Raw genomic sequence first — 17905 nt, forward strand, 5'->3', positions numbered from 1 at the left:
GCCCCTGGGCGCAAGCCCGGGGGTGAGCAAAGATGACCCAATCGACCCATACAGTCGAAAAGATCGGCGGCACATCGATGTCGCGGCTGGACGAATTGATCGGAACGCTGTTCCAGCGCGACGATCCCACGAAAATCTACAACCGGATGTTCGTTGTTTCGGCCTTTGGCGGCATTACCGATCTGCTGCTGGAGCACAAGAAATCCGGAGAGGCGGGTGTCTATGCGCGCTTTGCCAATGACGAGGACGATCACGGCTGGCTCGATGCGCTGTCCGGTGTCGCGAAGGGCATGCGCGAGGCGCATGGCGCGGTTCTGGGCAATCCCGCCGATCTAAGCGATGCGGATGATTTCGTGCGTGACCGTGTGGAAGGCGCACGCAACTGCCTGATCGATTTGCAGCGCCTGTGTTCCTACGGGCATTTCCGTCTGAGCCAGCACATGATGCTGACGCGCGAATTGCTGTCGGGTCTGGGCGAGGCGCATTCGGCCTATGTGGCCACGCTGGCGCTGCGCCGGGCGGGCATCAATGCGCGGTTCGTCGATCTGTCGGGCTGGCGCGACGAGCGGGAAATGACGCTGGATGAGCGCATCCACGACGGGTTGGACGATGTGGACGTAACCGAAGAGCTGCCCATCGTCACCGGCTATGCGCAATGCCGCGAAGGGCTGATGGCCGAGTTCGATCGCGGCTATTCCGAGGTGACGTTCAGCCGGATCGCGGCGCTGACCGGCGCGCATGAGGCGATCATTCACAAGGAGTTCCACCTGTCCTCGGCCGATCCGAAGCTGGTCAAGGGCAAGGTGCGCAAGCTGGGCCACACGAATTACGACGTGGCCGATCAGCTGTCGAACATGGGGATGGAGGCGATCCACCCCAAGGCCGCCAAGACCCTGCGTCAGGCGGATGTCGCGCTGCGGGTGACCAACGCGTTCGAGCCGCATGATCCCGGCACGCTGATCGACGATCAGCCCGCCGGCACGCCGGGCGCCGAGATCGTCACCGGACTTGAAGCGCATGCGCTGGAGTTGTTCGAACAGGATATGGTTGGCGTGAAGGGCTATGACGCCAAGATCCTCGAATTGCTGACGCGGCACGGGATCCGGATCGTCTCGAAAACCTCGAACGCCAACACGATCACGCATTACGTGGATGCGCCCCTGCGCGAGTTGCGCAAGGTCGAAAGGGATCTGAACAAGGTCTATCCAAGCGCCGAGTTGACGATCCAGCCGCTGGCCATCGCCGCGGTGATCGGGCGCGATCTGTCGGGATTGAACGTGCTGGGCGAGGGGCTCAAGGCGCTGGCGGAGGACGGTGTCGAGGTGCTGGCCGCGCATCAAACGACCCGCTCGGTCGATGTGCAATTCGTTGTTCCCAGAGAATCGCTGGCGGCTTCAATCGGTGCGCTGCACGGCGCGCTCCTGCCCGCTGCCGAGGTGGCGGAGCTGAAGCCGAAGAAGAAAGCCGCCTGAAAGGCGGCGACATAAACCCATAAAATTCAGCGACTTGCCCCGTCCGGCCTTCCCTTGGTCCGGCGGGGCTTTTTCATGGGATGAGGACAGTTCTCAGCATGGGGACAGTTGCTGATAGGGGAGGCATGCTGCGTTCAGGCTGTTTGGCTTTCTGGGGTGCGGAGAATGGTGGAGCTTAGGCCAAATTGACCGGCGCGGCACGAGCGACCTTGTTGTTTACATTCCCCCGGATTTCGGTGTCACTGAAGCTCAACGGATTGCACCACCAAAGGGAGACGACCATGGGCCTTTACCAACAGCTTCAGGAACGCGAAGAACAGAACATGCCCGTCCGCGTCGGCGTCGTCGGGGCGGGAAAGTTCGGCACGATGTTTCTGGCACAGGCCTTGCGCATTCCCGGTGTTCATGTGGTCGGCGTTGCCGATTTGCGGATTGATGTCGCCAAATCCAACATGGTCTATGCCGGATGGTCCGCAGAACAGATCGAGGCCGCGTCCCTGGACGCAGCGCTTCAGTCCGGCACAACCCATGTGGGCGAAGATGCGATGGCGATGATCGACCATCCCGGCGTCGAGATCGTTGTCGAATGTACCGGCAACCCGGTGATCGCAGTCGACCACGCCCTTGCGGCTTTCGCGGCGGGCAAACACGTCATCTCGGCCACGGTGGAGGCCGATGCCGTCTGTGGCGCGGCCCTTGTGGCAAGGGCCGAGGCGGCGGGCGTGATCTATAGCCAGGCCTACGGCGATCAGCCCGCCATGACGGTGGAGTTGGTCGATTGGGCCCGCACCTGCGGTTTCGAGGTCGCTGCCGCGGGACGGGGCCACAAGTGGAAACCCGAATACCGTTTTTCCACCCCCGACACGATCTGGGACTTCTGGGGCGTGACCCCGGAACAGGCCGAGCGCGGACGGCTGAACCCCAAGATGTTCAATAGCTTTCTGGACGGCACCAAACCCGCCATCGAAAGTGCCGCGATTTCCAACGCCACCGGGCTGAATGCGCCCACCCATGGTCTGAGCTATCCGCCCGGCGCGATCGACGATATCGCCACCCTGATGCGGCCCCGAAGTGAGGGCGGCGTGTTGGAAGAGGCTGGCATGGTCGAAGTGGTCTCGAGCTTTGCAGAAGACGGCACCATGATCCCCAATGACATCCGGCAGGGTGTCTGGGTGGTGGTCAAGGCGACCTCGGACTATGTGAAGAACTGCTTTGAGGAATACATGGTCTCGACCGATGACAGCGGGCTTTATTATTGCAACTTCAAACGCTTTCACCTGATCGGTTTGGAATTGGGTCTGTCCGTCGGCTCGGTCGGCATCCGCAAAGAAGCGACCGGCACCAGCAAGGAGTTCCGCTCGGACGTGGTGGCCGTGGCAAAGAGGGACCTGAAAGCGGGCGAGATGCTGGACGGCGAAGGCGGCTACTGTGTCGCGGGTCAATTGCGCCCGACACGAATTTCAGTGCCGATGCGGGCTTTGCCCCTGGGCCTGACGGGCGACATCAAGCTGCTGCGCGATGTGCCAGTCGATACGATCCTGACCTATGACGACGTTGAAATCGACGAAAGCCTGAACGCCGTGAAACTGCGCCGCGAATGCGAGGCGATGGTTTAGGGGAAAACCCATGTCGTGGAAGGTATGTTGCTGGATGAAAAGCGGCTTTGTCCGCTCTGCCGATTTTCACTGTCCCAACTGAATTTTTGTCTGTGGCGGCCAAGGGAAGAGATCAGGCCAAGCTGATCCGCGGCTATGTAGACCGGGGAGAGCGTGATACGTTCGAGCGCGGTGTGTTGAACGAGGATACGTCATGACCGACGGCTTGCCCTATCTGGATCTGAGCGATCCTGCCCTCTCGACACGGGGACCCGAAGTCGTGGCGGCGAGGGAGGCGCATTGGTGCGCGCGCACGCCTTATGGGCTGGCGGTGCTGCGCTACACGGAGGTGGGGCGCATCCTGCGCGACCGGCGGTTTCGGCAAGGCAGTCACAATTGGCCCGCGACCGTGGGGATCGAGGGGCGGTTCGCGGAGTTCTGGCGGCAGTCGGTGATCGGGCGCGAGGGCGAGGATCACAAGCGGCTGCGCGCGCTGGCGGTGCCGGCGCTGTCGGAGGGCTATGTCGAAAGCCTGATCCCGGCGTTCGATCGCATCGCCGAGGATCTGTGCGCGACGCTGCGCGAGACCGAGAGCTGCGAATTTCAGGAGGCGTTCTGCACGCCGTTCGCGGGTCAGGCGATCACCACGCTTCTGGGTATGGAGCGCGAGGCCTGGCCACTGGTGGCACATAATGCCGCCGATCTGGGGCTGGCGATGGGGATCGAGGCCAAGCGCCATGAAGCCCGGTTCAACGCGGCCTGCGAGACGCTGTTTCAATTGGCCGATCAGCTGGTGACACGGGTGCGGCGCGGCGAGGATGACGCAAGCTATGTGGCGCGGATGGTGGCGGAATTCGATGCCAATGGCGATTGCACCCATGAGGAGCTGCTGAACACCATCGTGATTTCGATCTTTGGCGGGGTCGATACGACGCGGGCGCTTCTGGGGCTTGGGCTGTCGCTGTTCATCGAGAACCCTGCGCAATGGCAGGCGTTACGCGAGGATGAGGGGCTGATCCCGGCGGCGATCGAGGAATTCATCCGCGCCCGGCCCACCACCACATGGGCGACGCGCGAGGCGGTGGAGGATGTCGAGGTGAACGGGCAGAAGATCAAGGCGGGCACGGTGCTGCATCTGCTGGTCCATGCCTCGGCCCGCGATCCTCTGGTCTGTGACGATCCCGGCTTCGACATCACCGCCAAGCGCAAGCTGCATTTCGGGTTCGGCGGCGGCGCGCATCATTGCATCGGGCATTTCGTGGCGCGCACCGATATGGCCGAGGCTCTGCGCGCATTGCGGCGGACATTCAAGACGGTGACGTATGGTTCAGAGCCGGAATGGCTTCCCGATAGTGGCAATACGGGTGCTGTGCGGCTTCCCATACGCTACAGTCTGGTTGAGTAAGGGCCGCCCATGCCGGGGATGTGGGCGGGTACTCGTCAGGCCCTGACGTGCCGGCCTCGTGACCGGATGTGCACGCTCAGCCCTTGGCGAGATCCTTGAGGATGGGGCAATCGGGGCGGTTGTCGCCGGCGCATTCTCGGACCAGATGGGTGAGCGTGTCGCGCATGGATTGAAGCTGCAGGATCTTGTCCTCGATCTGGGCAAGGTGATCCTGGGCGATGCGCTTGACATCGGCGCTGGCGCGGGTGTCGTCCTTGTAGAGGGCAAGGAGCGTGCGACACTCCTCGATCGGGAAGCCGAGCGCACGGGCCCGCGCCAGAAAGGTCAGGCGGTGCATGTCCTTGTCGTCGAAGACACGGTAGCCATTGGCTTCGCGATGGGGGGTGACAAGGCCGATTTCCTCGTAATAGCGGATGGTCTTGGCGGGCAGGCCGGTGCGTTGGGCGATATCCCCGATATTCATGGCGGACCTCATTGATGCAAGGGCATGGGCTGTGTCGATGGTGTGGGCGGATGCGAGGCGCCGGGGCGGTCCATGGCAGCGCCGACGCGGCGCAGACGCAGCGCGTTCGACAGCACGAAGACCGAGCTGAGGGCCATGGCGCCTGCGGCCAGCATCGGTGACAGCATGAGACCGGCGACGGGATAGAGCGCCCCGGCGGCGACCGGAATGAGCGCGGTGTTATAGGCGAAGGCCCAGAACAGGTTCTGGCGGATGTTGCGCATGGTGGCCCGCGACAGGTGCAGCGCGTTGACCACGCCCGACAGGTCGCCAGAGATCAGCACGATGTCAGCGGCCTCGATCGCGACATCGGTGCCGCTGCCGACGGCGATGCCGGTATCGGCGGCGGCGAGGGCCGGGGCGTCGTTGATGCCGTCGCCGACGAAAGCCACACTGCCGAAGCGCGCGCGCAGCGTGTCGATTGCGGCGACCTTGCCATCGGGCAGGGTTTCGGCCTCGATATGGTCGATGCCCAGTTCGGCGGCGATGGCCTGTGCGGTGGCCTGCGTGTCGCCGGTGATCATCGCCACCTTGAGGCCACTGGCATGCAGGCTGTCGATCACCGCGCGGCTGGTGGGCTTGACCGGGTCGGCCACGGCGAGAAGGGCGGCAAGCCGCCCGTCGATGGCCGCGAAGACCGGGGTTTGGCCGTCGGCGGCGATCCGCGACAGGGCGTCTTGCAAGGGCATGGTGTCGATCCCCTCGCGGCGCATCAGGCGTTCGGCGCCGATCAGAACGTCATGGCCGTCAACGTGTGCCTGCAGACCGAAGCCGGTGATTGCCTTGACCTGGCGGGCCTGCGGCAGGGTCAGGCCACGGTCGCGGGCGGCCTGTTCGATGCTGCGGGCGATGGGATGTTCGGACTGGCTTTCGACGGCGGCGATCAAGGCGAGTGTCGCGTCCTGCGCGTGGCCATTGGCGGTGTCGATCCGGGTGAGGCGGGGGCGGCCCTCGGTCAGGGTGCCGGTCTTGTCGAAGGCGACGACCTTGGCCTCATCCAGTTTTTGCAGGGCATCGCCCTTGCGGAAAAGCACGCCCAGTTCCGCCGCGCGCCCGGTGCCCACCATGATCGAGGTGGGCGTGGCGAGACCCATGGCGCAGGGGCAGGCGATGATGAGCACCGACACACCCGCCACCAACGCGAAGGTCAGCGCGGGATCGGGGCCGAAGAACAGCCAGGCGGCAATGGCTGTCAGCGCCACGGCGATCACCGCCGGCACGAAGATGCGCACCACGCGATCCGCGAGCGACTGGATCGGCAGCTTGGCGCCCTGAGCTTCTTCGACCATCGAGATGATCTGCGACAGCATCGTGTCGCGGCCCACCTTGGTGGTGCGGAAGATGAGCGCGCCTTCGCCGTTGATCGTGCCGCCGATCACGCTGTCGCCGGGGGCCTTGCCGACCGGGATCGGCTCGCCCGAGATCATGCTTTCATCGACATGGCTGTGGCCCGAGGTGATCTCGCCATCGATGGCGATCTTCTCGCCGGGGCGGACATGGACGAGATCGCCGACGCCGAGCGTGTCTATGGCGACTTCGGTCACCTTGCCCTTGCGCTCGACGCGGGCGGTATGGGCCTGAAGGCCGATGAGTTTCTGGATCGCGGCACCGGTGCGGCCCTTGGCACGCGCTTCGAGCCAGCGGCCCAGAAGGATCAGGGTGACGATGACGGCGGCCGCTTCGAAATAGACGGCGCGCGCGCCCGAGGGCAAGAGGCCGGGGGCAAAGAGGGCGATGGTCGAAAAGCCCCATGCCGCCGAGGTGCCGAGCGCGACAAGGCTGTTCATGTCCGGCGCCCCCTTGAGAAGGGCTGGCACGCCACGGGCGAAAAAGCCGCGACCGGGCCAGACAAGCACCAGCGTCGTCAGTGCGAACTGGATCATCCACGAGCTTTGGTGGCCGATCGTCTGATGCACGAGGGTGTGAAAGCCCGGGATCACATGCCCGCCCATTTCAAGAATGAATACCGGCAGGGTCAGGAGGCCCGCGACAAGGGTCAGCCGACGGGCATGGTCGATCTCGGCAGCGCGGCGGGTCGCCTGATCGTCGGAGAGGTCTTCGGCGGGGCGCGCGGGATACCCGGTTTCGGTCACGGCGCGGGCAAGCTCGGTGGGACCGGTGGCGCCGGGCAGGTAGCGGACCTGCGCCTGTTCGGTGGCAAGGTTGACCGACGCCTCCAGCACGCCGGGGCGCGCGCGCAGCGCGTCTTCGACCCTGCCCACGCAGGAGGCACAGGTCATGCCGGACACGGCGAGCGTCAGCGTCGCTTCGCGGGCCGGGTAGTTGGCGGCCTGCAGGGCCTTGGTGATGTCCTGCAGATCGGCGCCATGGGTCTGCATCTGGGCGGTGCCGGTCGCAAAATTGACCGACACGTCAGAGACACCCGGCACATCCTGCAGCGCGCGTTCGGCGCGACCGGCGCAGCCGGCGCAGGACAGGTTCTGAACTTCGATGCGGAGTTTGTCTTGTGCCATGGTGTTTCCCTTCGCACCTTCACATAAGGCTTCCAGTGACGGGAAGGTCAAGGGCTGGGTTTTTTGGCGGCGCGAAAGCTCAGTCGACGATTTCGATCAGCGTCTTGTCCACGCCATAAGACTGTACGAGGTCATAGAGCGTTCTTGCTTCATCCGGATGCAGGCGGACGCAGCCGGCAGAGGCGGGCGTGCCAAGCTGGTCGGTCTGGGTGGTGCCATGAATGGCGAAGTTGCCGGAAAAGAAGATCGACCACGGCATCGGCGCATTGTCATAAAGCGTCGAGTAGTGCATCGGCACCATGGACTGCACCGAGTAAAGCCCCGTCGGCGTGAATTTCCCGGCCCGCGCGGTGGATACGGGCCAGCTATGGGCCGGGGCATGGTCGAGCAGCACCGTCATTTCCTGATCCGACAGGTCGATGCGCACCAAAAGCTCGGTGGCATGCGCGGCACAGCCCCACAGCAAAAGCAAGAAGGCGGCAGCCTGCCGGAGCATTACACCGTCATGTGGCGCGCGCGCGCACCGCGTTCAATGGCGGCGGCGTGGAGGCGATCCAGCTCGAGCTCGTAGCGGATTTCTTCGAGCAGGCGCAGTTCGGTGTGCTGGATCGAGCCATCGGCGGCGGCCACGTCGCAGGCCAGCGCATAGGCGGTTTCATAAAGCCGTTCGGGCAGGTTGGCGCGCACCAGACCGAACAGCGCGTCAAGCCCGTCTTCCTCGCTGAAGAGGTCGAACACGGTCTGGGCCACGATTTGAACGCGGTCCACATCGTAATCGCCAAAGATCGGCAGATTGTTGACCGCCGACTCGATCTTGACCAGTTCGGCGGTGCGGATGTTTTCATCCGAAGCCGAGATCGCGATCATGACCGCCACAAGGCAGTCCTGAGGGGTCATGGGATGGGGGATCGCGTCGGGCATTTGGGTGGCCTTTCAAAGGGGCGTGTTGCAGCGCAGAATATTGACTGTCCCGCCCCTCGGCAATAGGAAGCGGGCGACCCATGGTCGCGTTCCGCGCCGGGGCTAACAGAGGAAATTATCATGTCCGAGATGCGCGACGCCGCGATGAATTCGAAAGCCTGGCCTTTTGAAGAAGCCCGCCGCGTTCTCAAACGGTATGAAAAGGCGCCGCCGGAAAAGGGATATGTGCTGTTCCAGACCGGCTATGGCCCGTCGGGCCTGCCGCATATCGGGACATTCGGAGAGGTGGCGCGCACCACGATGGTGCGCCGCGCCTTCGAGATGCTGAGCGATATTCCCACCAAGCTGCTTTGTTTTTCGGACGATATGGACGGGCTGCGCAAGGTGCCGGGCAATGTTCCCAATCAGGAGCAGATGCGCGAAGACCTGAACCTGCCGCTGACCAAGGTGCGCGATCCGTTCGGCACCCACGAGGGTTTCGCGCAGCACAACAATGCAAGGCTGTGTGCGTTTCTTGACAGTTTCGGGTTCGAGTATGACTTCGCCTCGGCCACCGAGTATTACACCTCGGGCAAGTTCGACGAGATGCTGTTGGTGGCGCTGGAGCGGTTCGACAAGATCATGGAGATCATGCTGCCGACGCTTGGCGCAGAGCGTCAGCAGACCTATTCGCCCTTCCTGCCGGTCAGCCCCAAGACCGGGCATGTGCTGCAGGTGCCGACGCTGGAGCGCAATGTCGCGAAAGGCACCATCGTCTATGAAGAGCCCGATGGCGAGCGCGTCGAGGTTCCGGTGACGGGCGGTCATGTCAAGATGCAGTGGAAGCCCGACTGGGCGCTGCGGTGGGCCGCGCTTGGCGTGGATTACGAGATGTCGGGCAAGGATCTGATCGACAGCGTGCGGCAATCCACCCGGATCTGTCAGGCGCTTGGCAAACTCCCGCCCGAGTCGCTGTCCTATGAGTTGTTCAACGACGAGCTTGGGCAGAAGATCTCGAAGTCGAAGGGTAATGGCCTGAGCATGGAAGAATGGCTGCGCTATGCCGCGCCGGAAAGCCTGTCGTATTTCATGTATCTTAAGCCGAAAACCGCCAAGCGGCTCTATTTCGATGTGATCCCCAAGGCGGTGGACGAGTATCATCAGCAATTGCGCGCCTATCCCGATCAAGATGTGACGCAGCAATTGAACAACCCGGTGTTCCATGTGCATGGCGGCGATGTGCCCGAAAGCCGGATGGTGGTGCCGTTCTCGATGCTGCTCAATCTTGCGTCGGTCGCGGGGGCCGAGGAAAAGGATACGCTGTGGGGCTTCATCCGCCGTTATGCGCCCGAGGCCACGCCCGAGACCCATGCCGATCTTGATGGCGCCGCCGAATTCGCGGTGCGCTATTACAATGACTTCGTGAAGCCCGAAAAGACCTATCGCGCGCCCACCGATCTGGAGCGCGAGGCGCTGGAGGCCCTGCGCGACGGGTTGAAGGCATGGGACGGGCCGGCCGATGCGGAAGAGTTGCAGGGCCTTGTCTTTGCCTGCGGGCGCGAGCGGTTCGATCCGATGCGCGACTGGTTCAAGGCGCTTTACGAAGTGCTTCTGGGTGCCAGCCAGGGGCCGCGTTTCGGCGGGTTCATCGCGCTTTACGGGGTCGATGAGACGATCGCGCTGATCGACGAGGCGTTGGCGGGCAAGCTGGCGTGATCTGCGCAGTTGCGGCGGCGGGGGGCGCTTGTTAGGCTAAGTGAAACAAGGGGCAAACGCATGACACGTAGCGCGCTGATTTCACTTGGTCTTCTTGGGTTTTTCGGGCTTGTTGTCGCCTGTGCCGAAGTCTCCATGCCAGAACCGCCCGAGGGCCGCGCGATCTATGACGCCAATTGCGCGCAGTGCCACGGGGCTTCTGGCGAGGGGGGCGGCCCGTGGGCCGAGGGGCTGTCGCCCGCTCCGGCGGATCTCACGGCGCTGAGTGAGAATGGCGCCTTTCCGCGTGCCCGCGTTCTGAGCGTGATCGACGGCTATGACCGCACCGGCCTGCCGGGACAGGAGATGCCCGAGTTCGGCCTTCTTCTGGAGGGGGAGACCGTGCCGGTCGATGTGGGCGACGGGGTTCTGACCCCGACGCCACGGCCCTTGGCGGCATTGCTCTATTATCTCGAAAGCATTCAGGACTGACACGCGGCTCAGATCCGGCAAATCCCCTTCACCTCGGCGTCCTTCCACGGGAGCAGCACGGTGGCAGGCTTTGGCATGTCTCCTATCGGGAACGTGCCTTCCAGCATCTCGCGCAGGCGGGCGGTGCGTGGTGCATCCGGGTCCAGTGCGGCGCAGCAGACATATTCCTCGACGATGGAGGCCTGCTGTTCGAAGCCGTAGTCCAGGAAATCGTGATTGGTCGAGATATCGAAGAGGTAAGGGTCATCGCTGACGCGGTGTTCGCTGGCGGCGCGCAGCGGGGAATAGCCGGTCAGGTGGCGGTTCTGCCATTGCCAGACATGGGTCATCTCATGAGCGAAGATCATGGCATGTACCAGTGACATGAACTCGGGATAGCGCGGCATGAAATCCGGCTCGTACCAATCGCGCGCATAGAACACCTTGTTGTGAACCACCACGGCTGCCGGGGCGACGGTGACGGTCGGGGTTGTCGGCTCGGGCAGGATACGTTCGCGGCAGGTGAGGCGCGGGCGCGTGGCGCGCGGATAGGTGACCTTGCCGATCAGCGCGCCATCCACCAGCCGGATGCGCGAGGTGTCGATGCTGTCGCCGTGGATTTGCGTGGCGAAAGCGGATTCGGTCGGCGTCAGGGGACGACCGCAGGACAAGAGAAACAAGGGCAGCAGAAGACATAACCAGCGCATGGGGCAGATCCTAACACCGGCGGCTGTGCTGCGCGAGAGGGCAGCGCCTCAGTCGGCGCGCAGGACGACGCGGAAGGATCGGGGGTCTTCGAACAGCTCGGTCATGGTGCCTGCGTCCAGCACGCGGGCCAGGGGCTCGGGGCGGCGGCGCAGGTAGCGTTTGCGCAGGTCGAGGCACACGACACCGCCGTCGGTGATCGTCTGGACCATCAGATCGGCATAATCATCGACCGGGTAATGAAACCCGCAGGAATAGAAGCTGATGAGCATGTCCGCCTTGAGACCCTCCATCGCGGCGGGGTCCTTGAGGGGGTTGATCGCGGTGACCTTGGACTTGGCGGCGCCGTTGTCATGCAGCAGGGCCTTGGCGCAGTCGAGACTGGCATAGCCGCTGCCCTGACCGGCCCAGTTGTGATAGAGGTCGTCGGTCTGTTCGATGTCCACCAGGGTGAAGCGCGGCTTGTAATCGCGCTGGAAAAACAGGTCGGGGATGGCCTGTCCACAGCCGATGTCGATCATGGATTTCGGTCTTAAACCAATGTCTTTCAGATACGCCTTGACGGGCTGGTGCTCGCAGGCGGCCTCGCGCAGGGCGCCGGTCAGGATCGCCTCGCGGCGCTCGCTCACCTCTTGCAGAAGGGGCGCCGGATCGCCCGCCATATAGCTCTTGCGGGAGCGGGGGCTGATTGTCTTGGTGCGCTGGAAGCCGATCAGGGCAACGGCCCTGTCGGACAGGCTGCGGGTCTTGAAGCCGAGCGCGGTGATGTCGGCGTCGGTCAGGAACTCGTCAATTGCAATTCGATCCAACATGGTCAGTCCATACAATGTTACCGCTGACATGATAGCACGACACGGGGCCTGAGCCATGCGCCAAGATGTGGTCCGGGCCGGAGTGAGGCGCGGGCTGTGGCCGTCTGGTCGCACCTTGGTGCGAATCGGGGGGCAAGGCGTTGGTTAATAGGGAGAAACCGGGATCGGTATCGCGTCGGTATCTGGGGCGGTATCGGGCCGGGTTAACGCGGCGTGCGGTGGGGCGAGGTGAAAACCTTGCGGTTTCGTCAACCTTTGCGCTAGAACACGTGCAGTACGCAAGAGTATGGTCAGGGGTGTGACGTGTCGGGTGAGTGGTTGAAAACAGCGGTGCTGCTGCTTAGGTTTCTGGTGGATATCGCCGTGGGGATCTTCTTTTTGGTCCTGATCGGGATCGCGGCGCTTTTGATCGGAAAATTCGTCAAATGGTTGGACTCTTTCGACGTGGTCCCGGCGCCGGTTATCAAAGGCTTAACCTTTCTGGAATATGGTCTGTTTGCGGTAGACGTGGTATGCTTTGCTTTTCTGGTGGTCATGGCGGGTTACAAATTGATGGTCGAAATCTGGAGAGAGTACAAATGAGCACGGGTCAGAAAAACACGGCCAGACGGCGTTTCTGGCAATTGCTCGACTCGGAATTCGTCTTTGCCCGCGACATGTTCTTTGCGCCGGTGAATTTCCTGTTCGCGGCGGTTCAGGACTCGGTCAAACGCGCCAATTCCGAGGCGCGGCTGGCGGTGGCGTGGTCGCTGAGCGACGAGGAGAACGGCAAGAAGCGGTGAGCGGTGAGGTGCCGGGAGGGCGGAGCGTTTGTTGGATGCAACGCTTCGCACCTGTGGAGGCATGAAACAATCTTACAAAGTTGTCTAATTGCCGCTTATCATCCTTTGGTGCGCGATTTGGCTATTTCATAGACAATGATAAACGATAACAAACCAATGGCATTAAGCTTCCGAGAAGTAGATTATTTCTTTATTTCAGCCTGTATCCAGTCGCTATCCTTTCCCCGTATCAGTTCAAGCGATGACGGATTATCATTTCCAACAATTTCGAAAATAGACGCGATATCGGAGAGTTGTACTATATTGCAAAACTTCGATTTGTCTTTGTCGGAAGCGACCAGAAATGACCAACCTGTTGAGCGCTCATATTGGATTTCAAGTATATACGAGTGCACAAACTGATTGGCTAAGTAACCGAGGCTAGTAATGGTCTTATGTGTCCGGCTAAAATCGTAAAACAGGTCAACTTGGTGTCGAGTAAATTTGTCAGGCGTTCGATTGGAATTCTTTGCGTCATCCAATATTGCGGCGCGTTTGAACGACACAGAATAGGTGTAAGTCTCTGGTGAGAGCTTAGTTCCGGCTTCCAACAACTTTCGGACTGAGAAAAACCCAGTAAGTACTTTGTACTCAATCAAACCAATTTGGTCGTCCGTGAGTTTAGTTGCTTGGGAGAGTGAAAGGATAACTCTAGCCGCTTCGAGGAGTGGCTCTTTCCAATAAGCGCTTTCCCAAATCATTCCCTAAACATCCAACTCCTCCACGAACCGAGCGTTCTCGGAGATATACTGGAACCGCAGTTCCGGCTTCTTGCCCATCAGACGTTCCACCAGATCGCCGGTTTCGCCGGGCTCGTCCTCGTCGATGGTGACGCGGATGAGCTTGCGGGTTTTGGGGTCCATCGTGGTTTCCTTGAGGTCCTTGGCGTCCATTTCGCCCAGGCCCTTGAAGCGGCTCACGTCGATCTTGCCCTTGCCGCCGAGACCCTTTTTCATCCAGGCGTCGCGCTCGGCCTGATCGAGGCAATAGACGCGTTTCGCCCCTTGGGTCAGGCGATAGAGCGGCGGGCAGGCGAGATACAGGTGGCCCGCGTCGATCATCGGGCGCATCTGGGTAAAGAAGAACGTCATCAAGAGCGAGGCGATATGCGCGCCGTCGACATCGGCATCGGTCATGATGATGATCTTGTCATAGCGCAGATCGTCGATGTTGAACTTGCTGCCAAGCCCGACGCCAAGCGCCTGTGTCAGATCGGCGATTTCCTGATTGGAGCCGAGTTTTGAACTGGCCGCGCCCAACACGTTGAGGATCTTGCCGCGTAGCGGCAAGAGCGCTTGGGTCTTGCGGTCGCGGCCCATCTTGGCCGAGCCACCGGCGCTGTCGCCCTCGACGATGAACAGCTCGGTGCCGTCGCGCACATTCGATGAGCAATCCACCAGCTTGCCGGGCAGGCGCAGTTTCTTGGTGGCGGTCTTGCGCTGCGTTTCCTTTTCCTGACGGCGGCGCAGCCGTTCTTCGGCGCGCAGCACCAGAAAATCGAGGATTGCGCCTGCGGATTTCGTATCGGCGGCGAGCCAGTTGTCGAAATGGTCGCGCACGGCGTTTTCCACCAGCCGCTGTGCCTCGGTGGTGGCAAGACGGTCCTTGGTCTGGCCCACGAATTCCGGCTCGCGGATGAAGCACGACACAAGCGCGCAGCCCCCCGCCATCAGATCCTCGCGGGTGATGTTGGTGGCCTTGCGGTTGTTCACCAGCTCGCCATAGCCCTTGATCCCCTTGAGGATCGCGGCCCAGAACCCGGCCACATGGGTGCCGCCTTCGGGGGTGGGAACGGTGTTGCAGTAGCTTTGCAGCGAGCCGTCGCGCGAGGGCGTCCAGTTGATCGCCCATTCCACCTTGCCGGGCATGCCGAAGCGTTCCTGAAAATCGACGGTGCCGGCAAAGGGCTGGTCGGCATAGGTGGAGGCGCCGTTCATGGTTTCGCGAAGGTAATCCGACAGGCCGCCGGGGAAATGGAACGTGGCTTCGGTGGGGGTGTCGCCATCGGTGATCGCGGATTTCCAGCGGATCTCGACGCCCGAGAAAAGATAGGCCTTGGAGCGGATCGAATTGAAGAGCCGCGCGGGCTTGAACCGGTGCGAGCCGAAGATCTGTTCATCGGCGTGAAAGGTGATCGTGGTGCCGCGCCGGTTGGGGGCCTGTCCGATCTTCTGGATCGGGCCAAGCGGCACGCCACGCGAAAAGCGCTGTTCGTAAAGCTCTTTGTTGCGGGCCACCTGTACCACCATGGAATCCGACAGCGCGTTGACCACCGAAGCGCCCACGCCATGCAGGCCACCGGAGGTCTGATAGGCCTTGCCGCCGAACTTGCCGCCGGCATGCAGGGTGCACAGGATCACCTCGAGCGCGGATTTGTCGGGAAACTTGGGGTGCGGGTCGATCGGGATGCCGCGGCCATTGTCGCGCACGGTGAGCGCGTAATCCTCGTGAAGTTCCACCTCGATCCGGTTGGCATGGCCGGCGACGGCCTCGTCCATGGAGTTGTCGAGGATTTCCGCCACAAGGTGATGCAGCGCACGCTCGTCGGTGCCGCCGATATACATGCCGGGGCGTTTGCGGACGGGTTCCAGCCCTTCGAGCACCTCGATCGAGGAGGCGTCGTAGTCGGAACTGTCGGTGGCGGAGAGAAGATCGTCGGCCATGGGGTGCTGCTCATTTTTGTGGTTGTCGCACAGTATGCCAGAGGCGCCGGGGCGGGGGAAGGCGATCTGTTCCCTGACGGGACGATTTGAACAAAACAGACGTATTAGAGGGCGACCAGCAGATAGCCCCATGTAACGGCAAAGATCAGCGGTACCACGATTGGCAAGAAGAAACCGAATACCGAAGCGAACAACTTGCCGCCGCCTGTGAGTTCGGGAAGGGTTTTGTCGTTGACGAATACGTTGTCATCAGTGCGCAAGATGTCCCATCGGCTGCGCAAGCCATCGATAGAATTAAGCGCCGCCAGAACTGCGCCACAGGTGGCCAAGCCGACCGCAATGCCGAGCCAGGCGATTGTGTTCAGGAATATATAGATCTTTTCGGCGGCGACAGGATCACTGTCCGAGAGACGACCGACAGCCAGCGCAAAGGAGGTGAAGAAGAATGATTGCGAGAGGACCAACCACGTCATGCGATTGTTGATCAAATTGTCTTCATGCTTGACGTAATCGCGATAGACTTCGAAACGGTCGCGGCAATCATTCCTGTTGTTCATTCCGATAACCTTTAAAACACGTCCTCGGTCGGGAGAGTGCATGATTGGCCCATCACGCGTCAACCGTGACAATTCCTGCCTCGTCGCGGATGGAACCTGTGGAAGAGCACTCCAGCAGGTGCAGATCAGCCATCGCGCCAGCGGGCCATGGTGGCGCGGGCGGTCTGGGCCAGCATCACCACGTCGATCCCCACGGCGAGGAACTGCGCGCCCCAGTCGCGATAGCTGAGCGCGGTGTCATGGTCGAGCGACAGGATGCCCGCGGCCTTGTCGGAGGCGGCGATGCGCGCCAGCGCGTCGCGGATCACGGCGCGGACCTGCGGCTGATCGCTGTCGCCCAGATACCCCATATCGGCGGCCAGATCGGAGGGACCGATGAACACGCCGTCCACGCCCTCCACCTTGAGGATGTCGTCCAGTGCGTCGATCCCGGCGCGGGTTTCCACCTGCACCAGCAGGCAGATCTGTGCGTTGGCGGTCGAGATGTAGTCAGGGATGGCCGAGAACTGCGTGGCCCGCGCCAGCGCCGCGCCCGACCCCCGGATGCCCTCGGGGGGGTAGCGGGTGGCGCGCACCAGCGCGCGCGCCTGATCGGCGCTGTCGACCATCGGGATGAGCAGGGTCTGCGCGCCCGCGTCGAGCACCTGCTTGATCGCCCAAGCCTCGCCCATGGGAAGGCGCACCACGGGCGCGCTGTGGCGGGTTTCGAGCACCTGCAGCTGGCGCATGATGCTGGGCAGATCGTTGGGCGCATGTTCGCCGTCGATTACCAGCCAGTCGAACCCGGCTGTGGCCAGCATTTCCGTGGCATAGGCATCGGCAAAGCCCGCCCAGCATCCATAGAGCATGTCGCCGCGTGCCAGTGCGGATTTGAAGCGGTTTTCGGGGGCGGGCATGGGCTGTCTCCTGCGTGATTTGGCCCGAGATTAGACCGGCAGCGGGGCAAGGTGAAAGCGTTTCGCGGCCCGCGACATGCGCCGCCGGTCTCAGGCGTCGCTATCCTCGCGGTCAAGCCGGCGCAGCGCCCGGTAGCTTAGCACCGCCGTGCCGCCGAAAAACGCGCCGCCGATCAGGATGATCTCGAAAAACGCGGGCCCGGTGGGCATGCCGCGCCAGGCCACCACCCCGACAAGCCCGAGCAGTCCGAGAATGCCCACGGCCAGACGGAATTTCAGCTCGCCGGGACCGGGTCCGTATTTGCTCATGCGATGGCTCCTTTATCGCGTGGACAGCTGCGGGACGCTGTGCTGTGCTGGTGGCATGATCCGCGACGCCCGCCTGCCCTATCTTGTCACAGGGATGATGATCCTGACCACTGCCATATGCCTTCTGGCGATGGGTCGGGTGATGATCTGCCCTTGTGGGCATATAGATCTGTGGGGGGCGGTGGGCAGTGCCGAGGCCAATATGCAACTGGCCGACTGGTATACGCCCAGCCACCTGCTGCATGGGCTGTTGTTTTATGCCGGGCTTTGGGCGGTTCTGCCGCGGCTTTCGGTGGGCTGGCGGCTGGTGCTGGCGACGGCTTTGGAATGTGCCTGGGAGCTTGTGGAAAACACCGATGCGGTGATCGGCTATTATCGGGCCAATACCGTGTCGGGCGACTATATCGGCGACAGCGTGGTCAATTCGCTGTCGGATATCGCGGTCATGCTGTTGGGGTTTGGACTGGCGCGGGTGCTGCCGGTCTGGGCCTGCGTCCTGCTGGTGGTGGGGTTCGAAATTCTGACCGCGCTTGTCATCCGCGACGGTCTGGCGCTCAACATCCTGATGTTCGTCTGGCCGCTCGATGTGGTGCTGGAGTGGCAGCAGGCGGGGTAGGCACGCGGCGCT

General features: G+C 62.3%; 19 protein-coding genes. 8 read left to right on the forward strand and 11 right to left on the reverse strand.

Annotated features, from left to right (window positions below; all coding sequences use genetic code 11):
• Nucleotides 1–32: 32 nt before the first annotated feature.
• From RAZWK3B_RS14385 to RAZWK3B_RS14395, 3 genes are all read left to right on the forward strand, one after another.
• Nucleotides 33–1472, forward strand: a complete 1440-nt coding sequence (locus RAZWK3B_RS14385; protein WP_007816368.1) for an aspartate kinase — start codon at nt 33–35, stop codon at nt 1470–1472.
• A 281-nt stretch (nt 1473–1753) separates the two neighbouring features.
• Nucleotides 1754–3088, forward strand: coding sequence for an NAD(P)H-dependent oxidoreductase (locus tag RAZWK3B_RS14390; RefSeq protein ID WP_007816370.1), 1335 nt, complete (start codon nt 1754–1756; stop codon nt 3086–3088).
• Nucleotides 3089–3281: 193 nt separating this feature from the next.
• Nucleotides 3282–4472, forward strand: a complete 1191-nt coding sequence (locus RAZWK3B_RS14395) for a cytochrome P450 (protein WP_007816373.1) — start codon at nt 3282–3284, stop codon at nt 4470–4472.
• Between the two features lie 76 nt (nt 4473–4548).
• On the opposite strand, the gene cueR is transcribed toward RAZWK3B_RS14395, so the two are convergent.
• The 4 genes from cueR to RAZWK3B_RS14415 form a co-directional block, all read right to left on the reverse strand.
• Nucleotides 4549–4935 carry a Cu(I)-responsive transcriptional regulator gene (gene cueR / locus RAZWK3B_RS14400; protein ID WP_007816374.1) on the reverse strand — a complete coding sequence of 129 codons (387 nt, stop codon included), beginning with the start codon at nt 4933–4935 and terminating at the stop codon, nt 4549–4551.
• 8 nt (nt 4936–4943) lie between these two features.
• Nucleotides 4944–7448 carry a heavy metal translocating P-type ATPase gene (locus tag RAZWK3B_RS14405; protein WP_007816376.1) on the reverse strand — a complete coding sequence of 835 codons (2505 nt, stop codon included), beginning with the start codon at nt 7446–7448 and terminating at the stop codon, nt 4944–4946.
• A 79-nt stretch (nt 7449–7527) separates the two neighbouring features.
• A complete protein-coding gene (locus RAZWK3B_RS14410; protein WP_007816378.1) occupies nt 7528–7944 on the reverse strand; it encodes a L,D-transpeptidase in 417 nt (138 codons plus the stop codon).
• Nucleotides 7944–8369: a tellurite resistance TerB family protein gene (locus RAZWK3B_RS14415; protein ID WP_007816380.1), complete on the reverse strand. Its 426-nt coding sequence runs from the start codon at nt 8367–8369 to the stop codon at nt 7944–7946. The genes RAZWK3B_RS14410 and RAZWK3B_RS14415 overlap by 1 nt, the downstream gene beginning before the upstream one ends.
• Nucleotides 8370–8489: 120 nt before the next feature.
• Between RAZWK3B_RS14415 and RAZWK3B_RS14420 the strand changes: the two genes are divergently transcribed.
• Together RAZWK3B_RS14420 and RAZWK3B_RS14425 are read left to right on the forward strand one after the other, a co-directional pair.
• Nucleotides 8490–10064 (forward strand): lysine--tRNA ligase, encoded by a 1575-nt coding sequence (locus RAZWK3B_RS14420; RefSeq protein WP_007816382.1) that lies wholly within the window; start codon nt 8490–8492, stop codon nt 10062–10064.
• Between the two features lie 60 nt (nt 10065–10124).
• On the forward strand, nt 10125–10535 hold the full coding sequence (locus RAZWK3B_RS14425; protein WP_007816384.1) for a c-type cytochrome: 411 nt from the start codon (nt 10125–10127) through the stop codon (nt 10533–10535).
• An 8-nt stretch (nt 10536–10543) separates the two neighbouring features.
• On the opposite strand, the gene RAZWK3B_RS14430 is transcribed toward RAZWK3B_RS14425, so the two are convergent.
• Nucleotides 10544–11221 (reverse strand): hypothetical protein, encoded by a 678-nt coding sequence (locus RAZWK3B_RS14430; RefSeq protein WP_007816386.1) that lies wholly within the window; start codon nt 11219–11221, stop codon nt 10544–10546.
• Nucleotides 11222–11269: 48 nt separating this feature from the next.
• The gene (locus tag RAZWK3B_RS14435) at nt 11270–12031 is read right to left on the reverse strand and encodes a hypothetical protein (RefSeq protein ID WP_007816388.1); all 762 of its coding nucleotides are present in this window, start codon (nt 12029–12031) and stop codon (nt 11270–11272) included.
• A 303-nt stretch (nt 12032–12334) separates the two neighbouring features.
• Here RAZWK3B_RS14435 and RAZWK3B_RS14440 point away from each other — a divergent pair, with 303 nt between their 5' ends.
• Both RAZWK3B_RS14440 and RAZWK3B_RS14445 read left to right on the forward strand, forming a co-directional pair.
• Nucleotides 12335–12613 (forward strand): hypothetical protein, encoded by a 279-nt coding sequence (locus RAZWK3B_RS14440; RefSeq protein ID WP_157132274.1) that lies wholly within the window; start codon nt 12335–12337, stop codon nt 12611–12613.
• A complete protein-coding gene (locus RAZWK3B_RS14445) occupies nt 12610–12813 on the forward strand; it encodes a hypothetical protein (RefSeq protein ID WP_007816398.1) in 204 nt (67 codons plus the stop codon). Before RAZWK3B_RS14440 ends, RAZWK3B_RS14445 begins: the two co-directional genes overlap by 4 nt.
• Before the next feature lie 182 nt (nt 12814–12995).
• Here the strand turns inward: RAZWK3B_RS14445 and RAZWK3B_RS14450 are convergent, their stop codons facing one another.
• From RAZWK3B_RS14450 to RAZWK3B_RS14470, 5 genes are all read right to left on the reverse strand, one after another.
• Nucleotides 12996–13553 carry a hypothetical protein gene (locus RAZWK3B_RS14450; protein ID WP_007816400.1) on the reverse strand — a complete coding sequence of 186 codons (558 nt, stop codon included), beginning with the start codon at nt 13551–13553 and terminating at the stop codon, nt 12996–12998.
• Nucleotides 13554–13556: 3 nt separating this feature from the next.
• Complete coding sequence (gene parE, locus RAZWK3B_RS14455; RefSeq protein ID WP_007816403.1) at nt 13557–15515, reverse strand: DNA topoisomerase IV subunit B; 1959 nt, start codon at nt 15513–15515, stop codon at nt 13557–13559.
• Nucleotides 15516–15619: 104 nt separating this feature from the next.
• Nucleotides 15620–16072 (reverse strand): hypothetical protein, encoded by a 453-nt coding sequence (locus RAZWK3B_RS14460; protein ID WP_007816405.1) that lies wholly within the window; start codon nt 16070–16072, stop codon nt 15620–15622.
• Between the two features lie 125 nt (nt 16073–16197).
• A complete protein-coding gene (locus RAZWK3B_RS14465; protein WP_007816407.1) occupies nt 16198–16968 on the reverse strand; it encodes an aldolase/citrate lyase family protein in 771 nt (256 codons plus the stop codon).
• A 90-nt stretch (nt 16969–17058) separates the two neighbouring features.
• A complete protein-coding gene (locus RAZWK3B_RS14470) occupies nt 17059–17277 on the reverse strand; it encodes a hypothetical protein (protein ID WP_007816408.1) in 219 nt (72 codons plus the stop codon).
• On the opposite strand from RAZWK3B_RS14470, the gene RAZWK3B_RS14475 reads away from it, so the two are divergent.
• Nucleotides 17276–17893 carry a DUF2585 family protein gene (locus tag RAZWK3B_RS14475; RefSeq protein WP_232279544.1) on the forward strand — a complete coding sequence of 206 codons (618 nt, stop codon included), beginning with the start codon at nt 17276–17278 and terminating at the stop codon, nt 17891–17893. The two genes, RAZWK3B_RS14470 and RAZWK3B_RS14475, sit on opposite strands and share 2 nt — an antisense overlap.
• Nucleotides 17894–17905 lie beyond the last annotated feature (12 nt).

The organism is Roseobacter sp. AzwK-3b (assembly GCF_000170875.1).
Classification (GTDB): domain Bacteria; phylum Pseudomonadota; class Alphaproteobacteria; order Rhodobacterales; family Rhodobacteraceae; genus Roseovarius; species Roseovarius litoreus.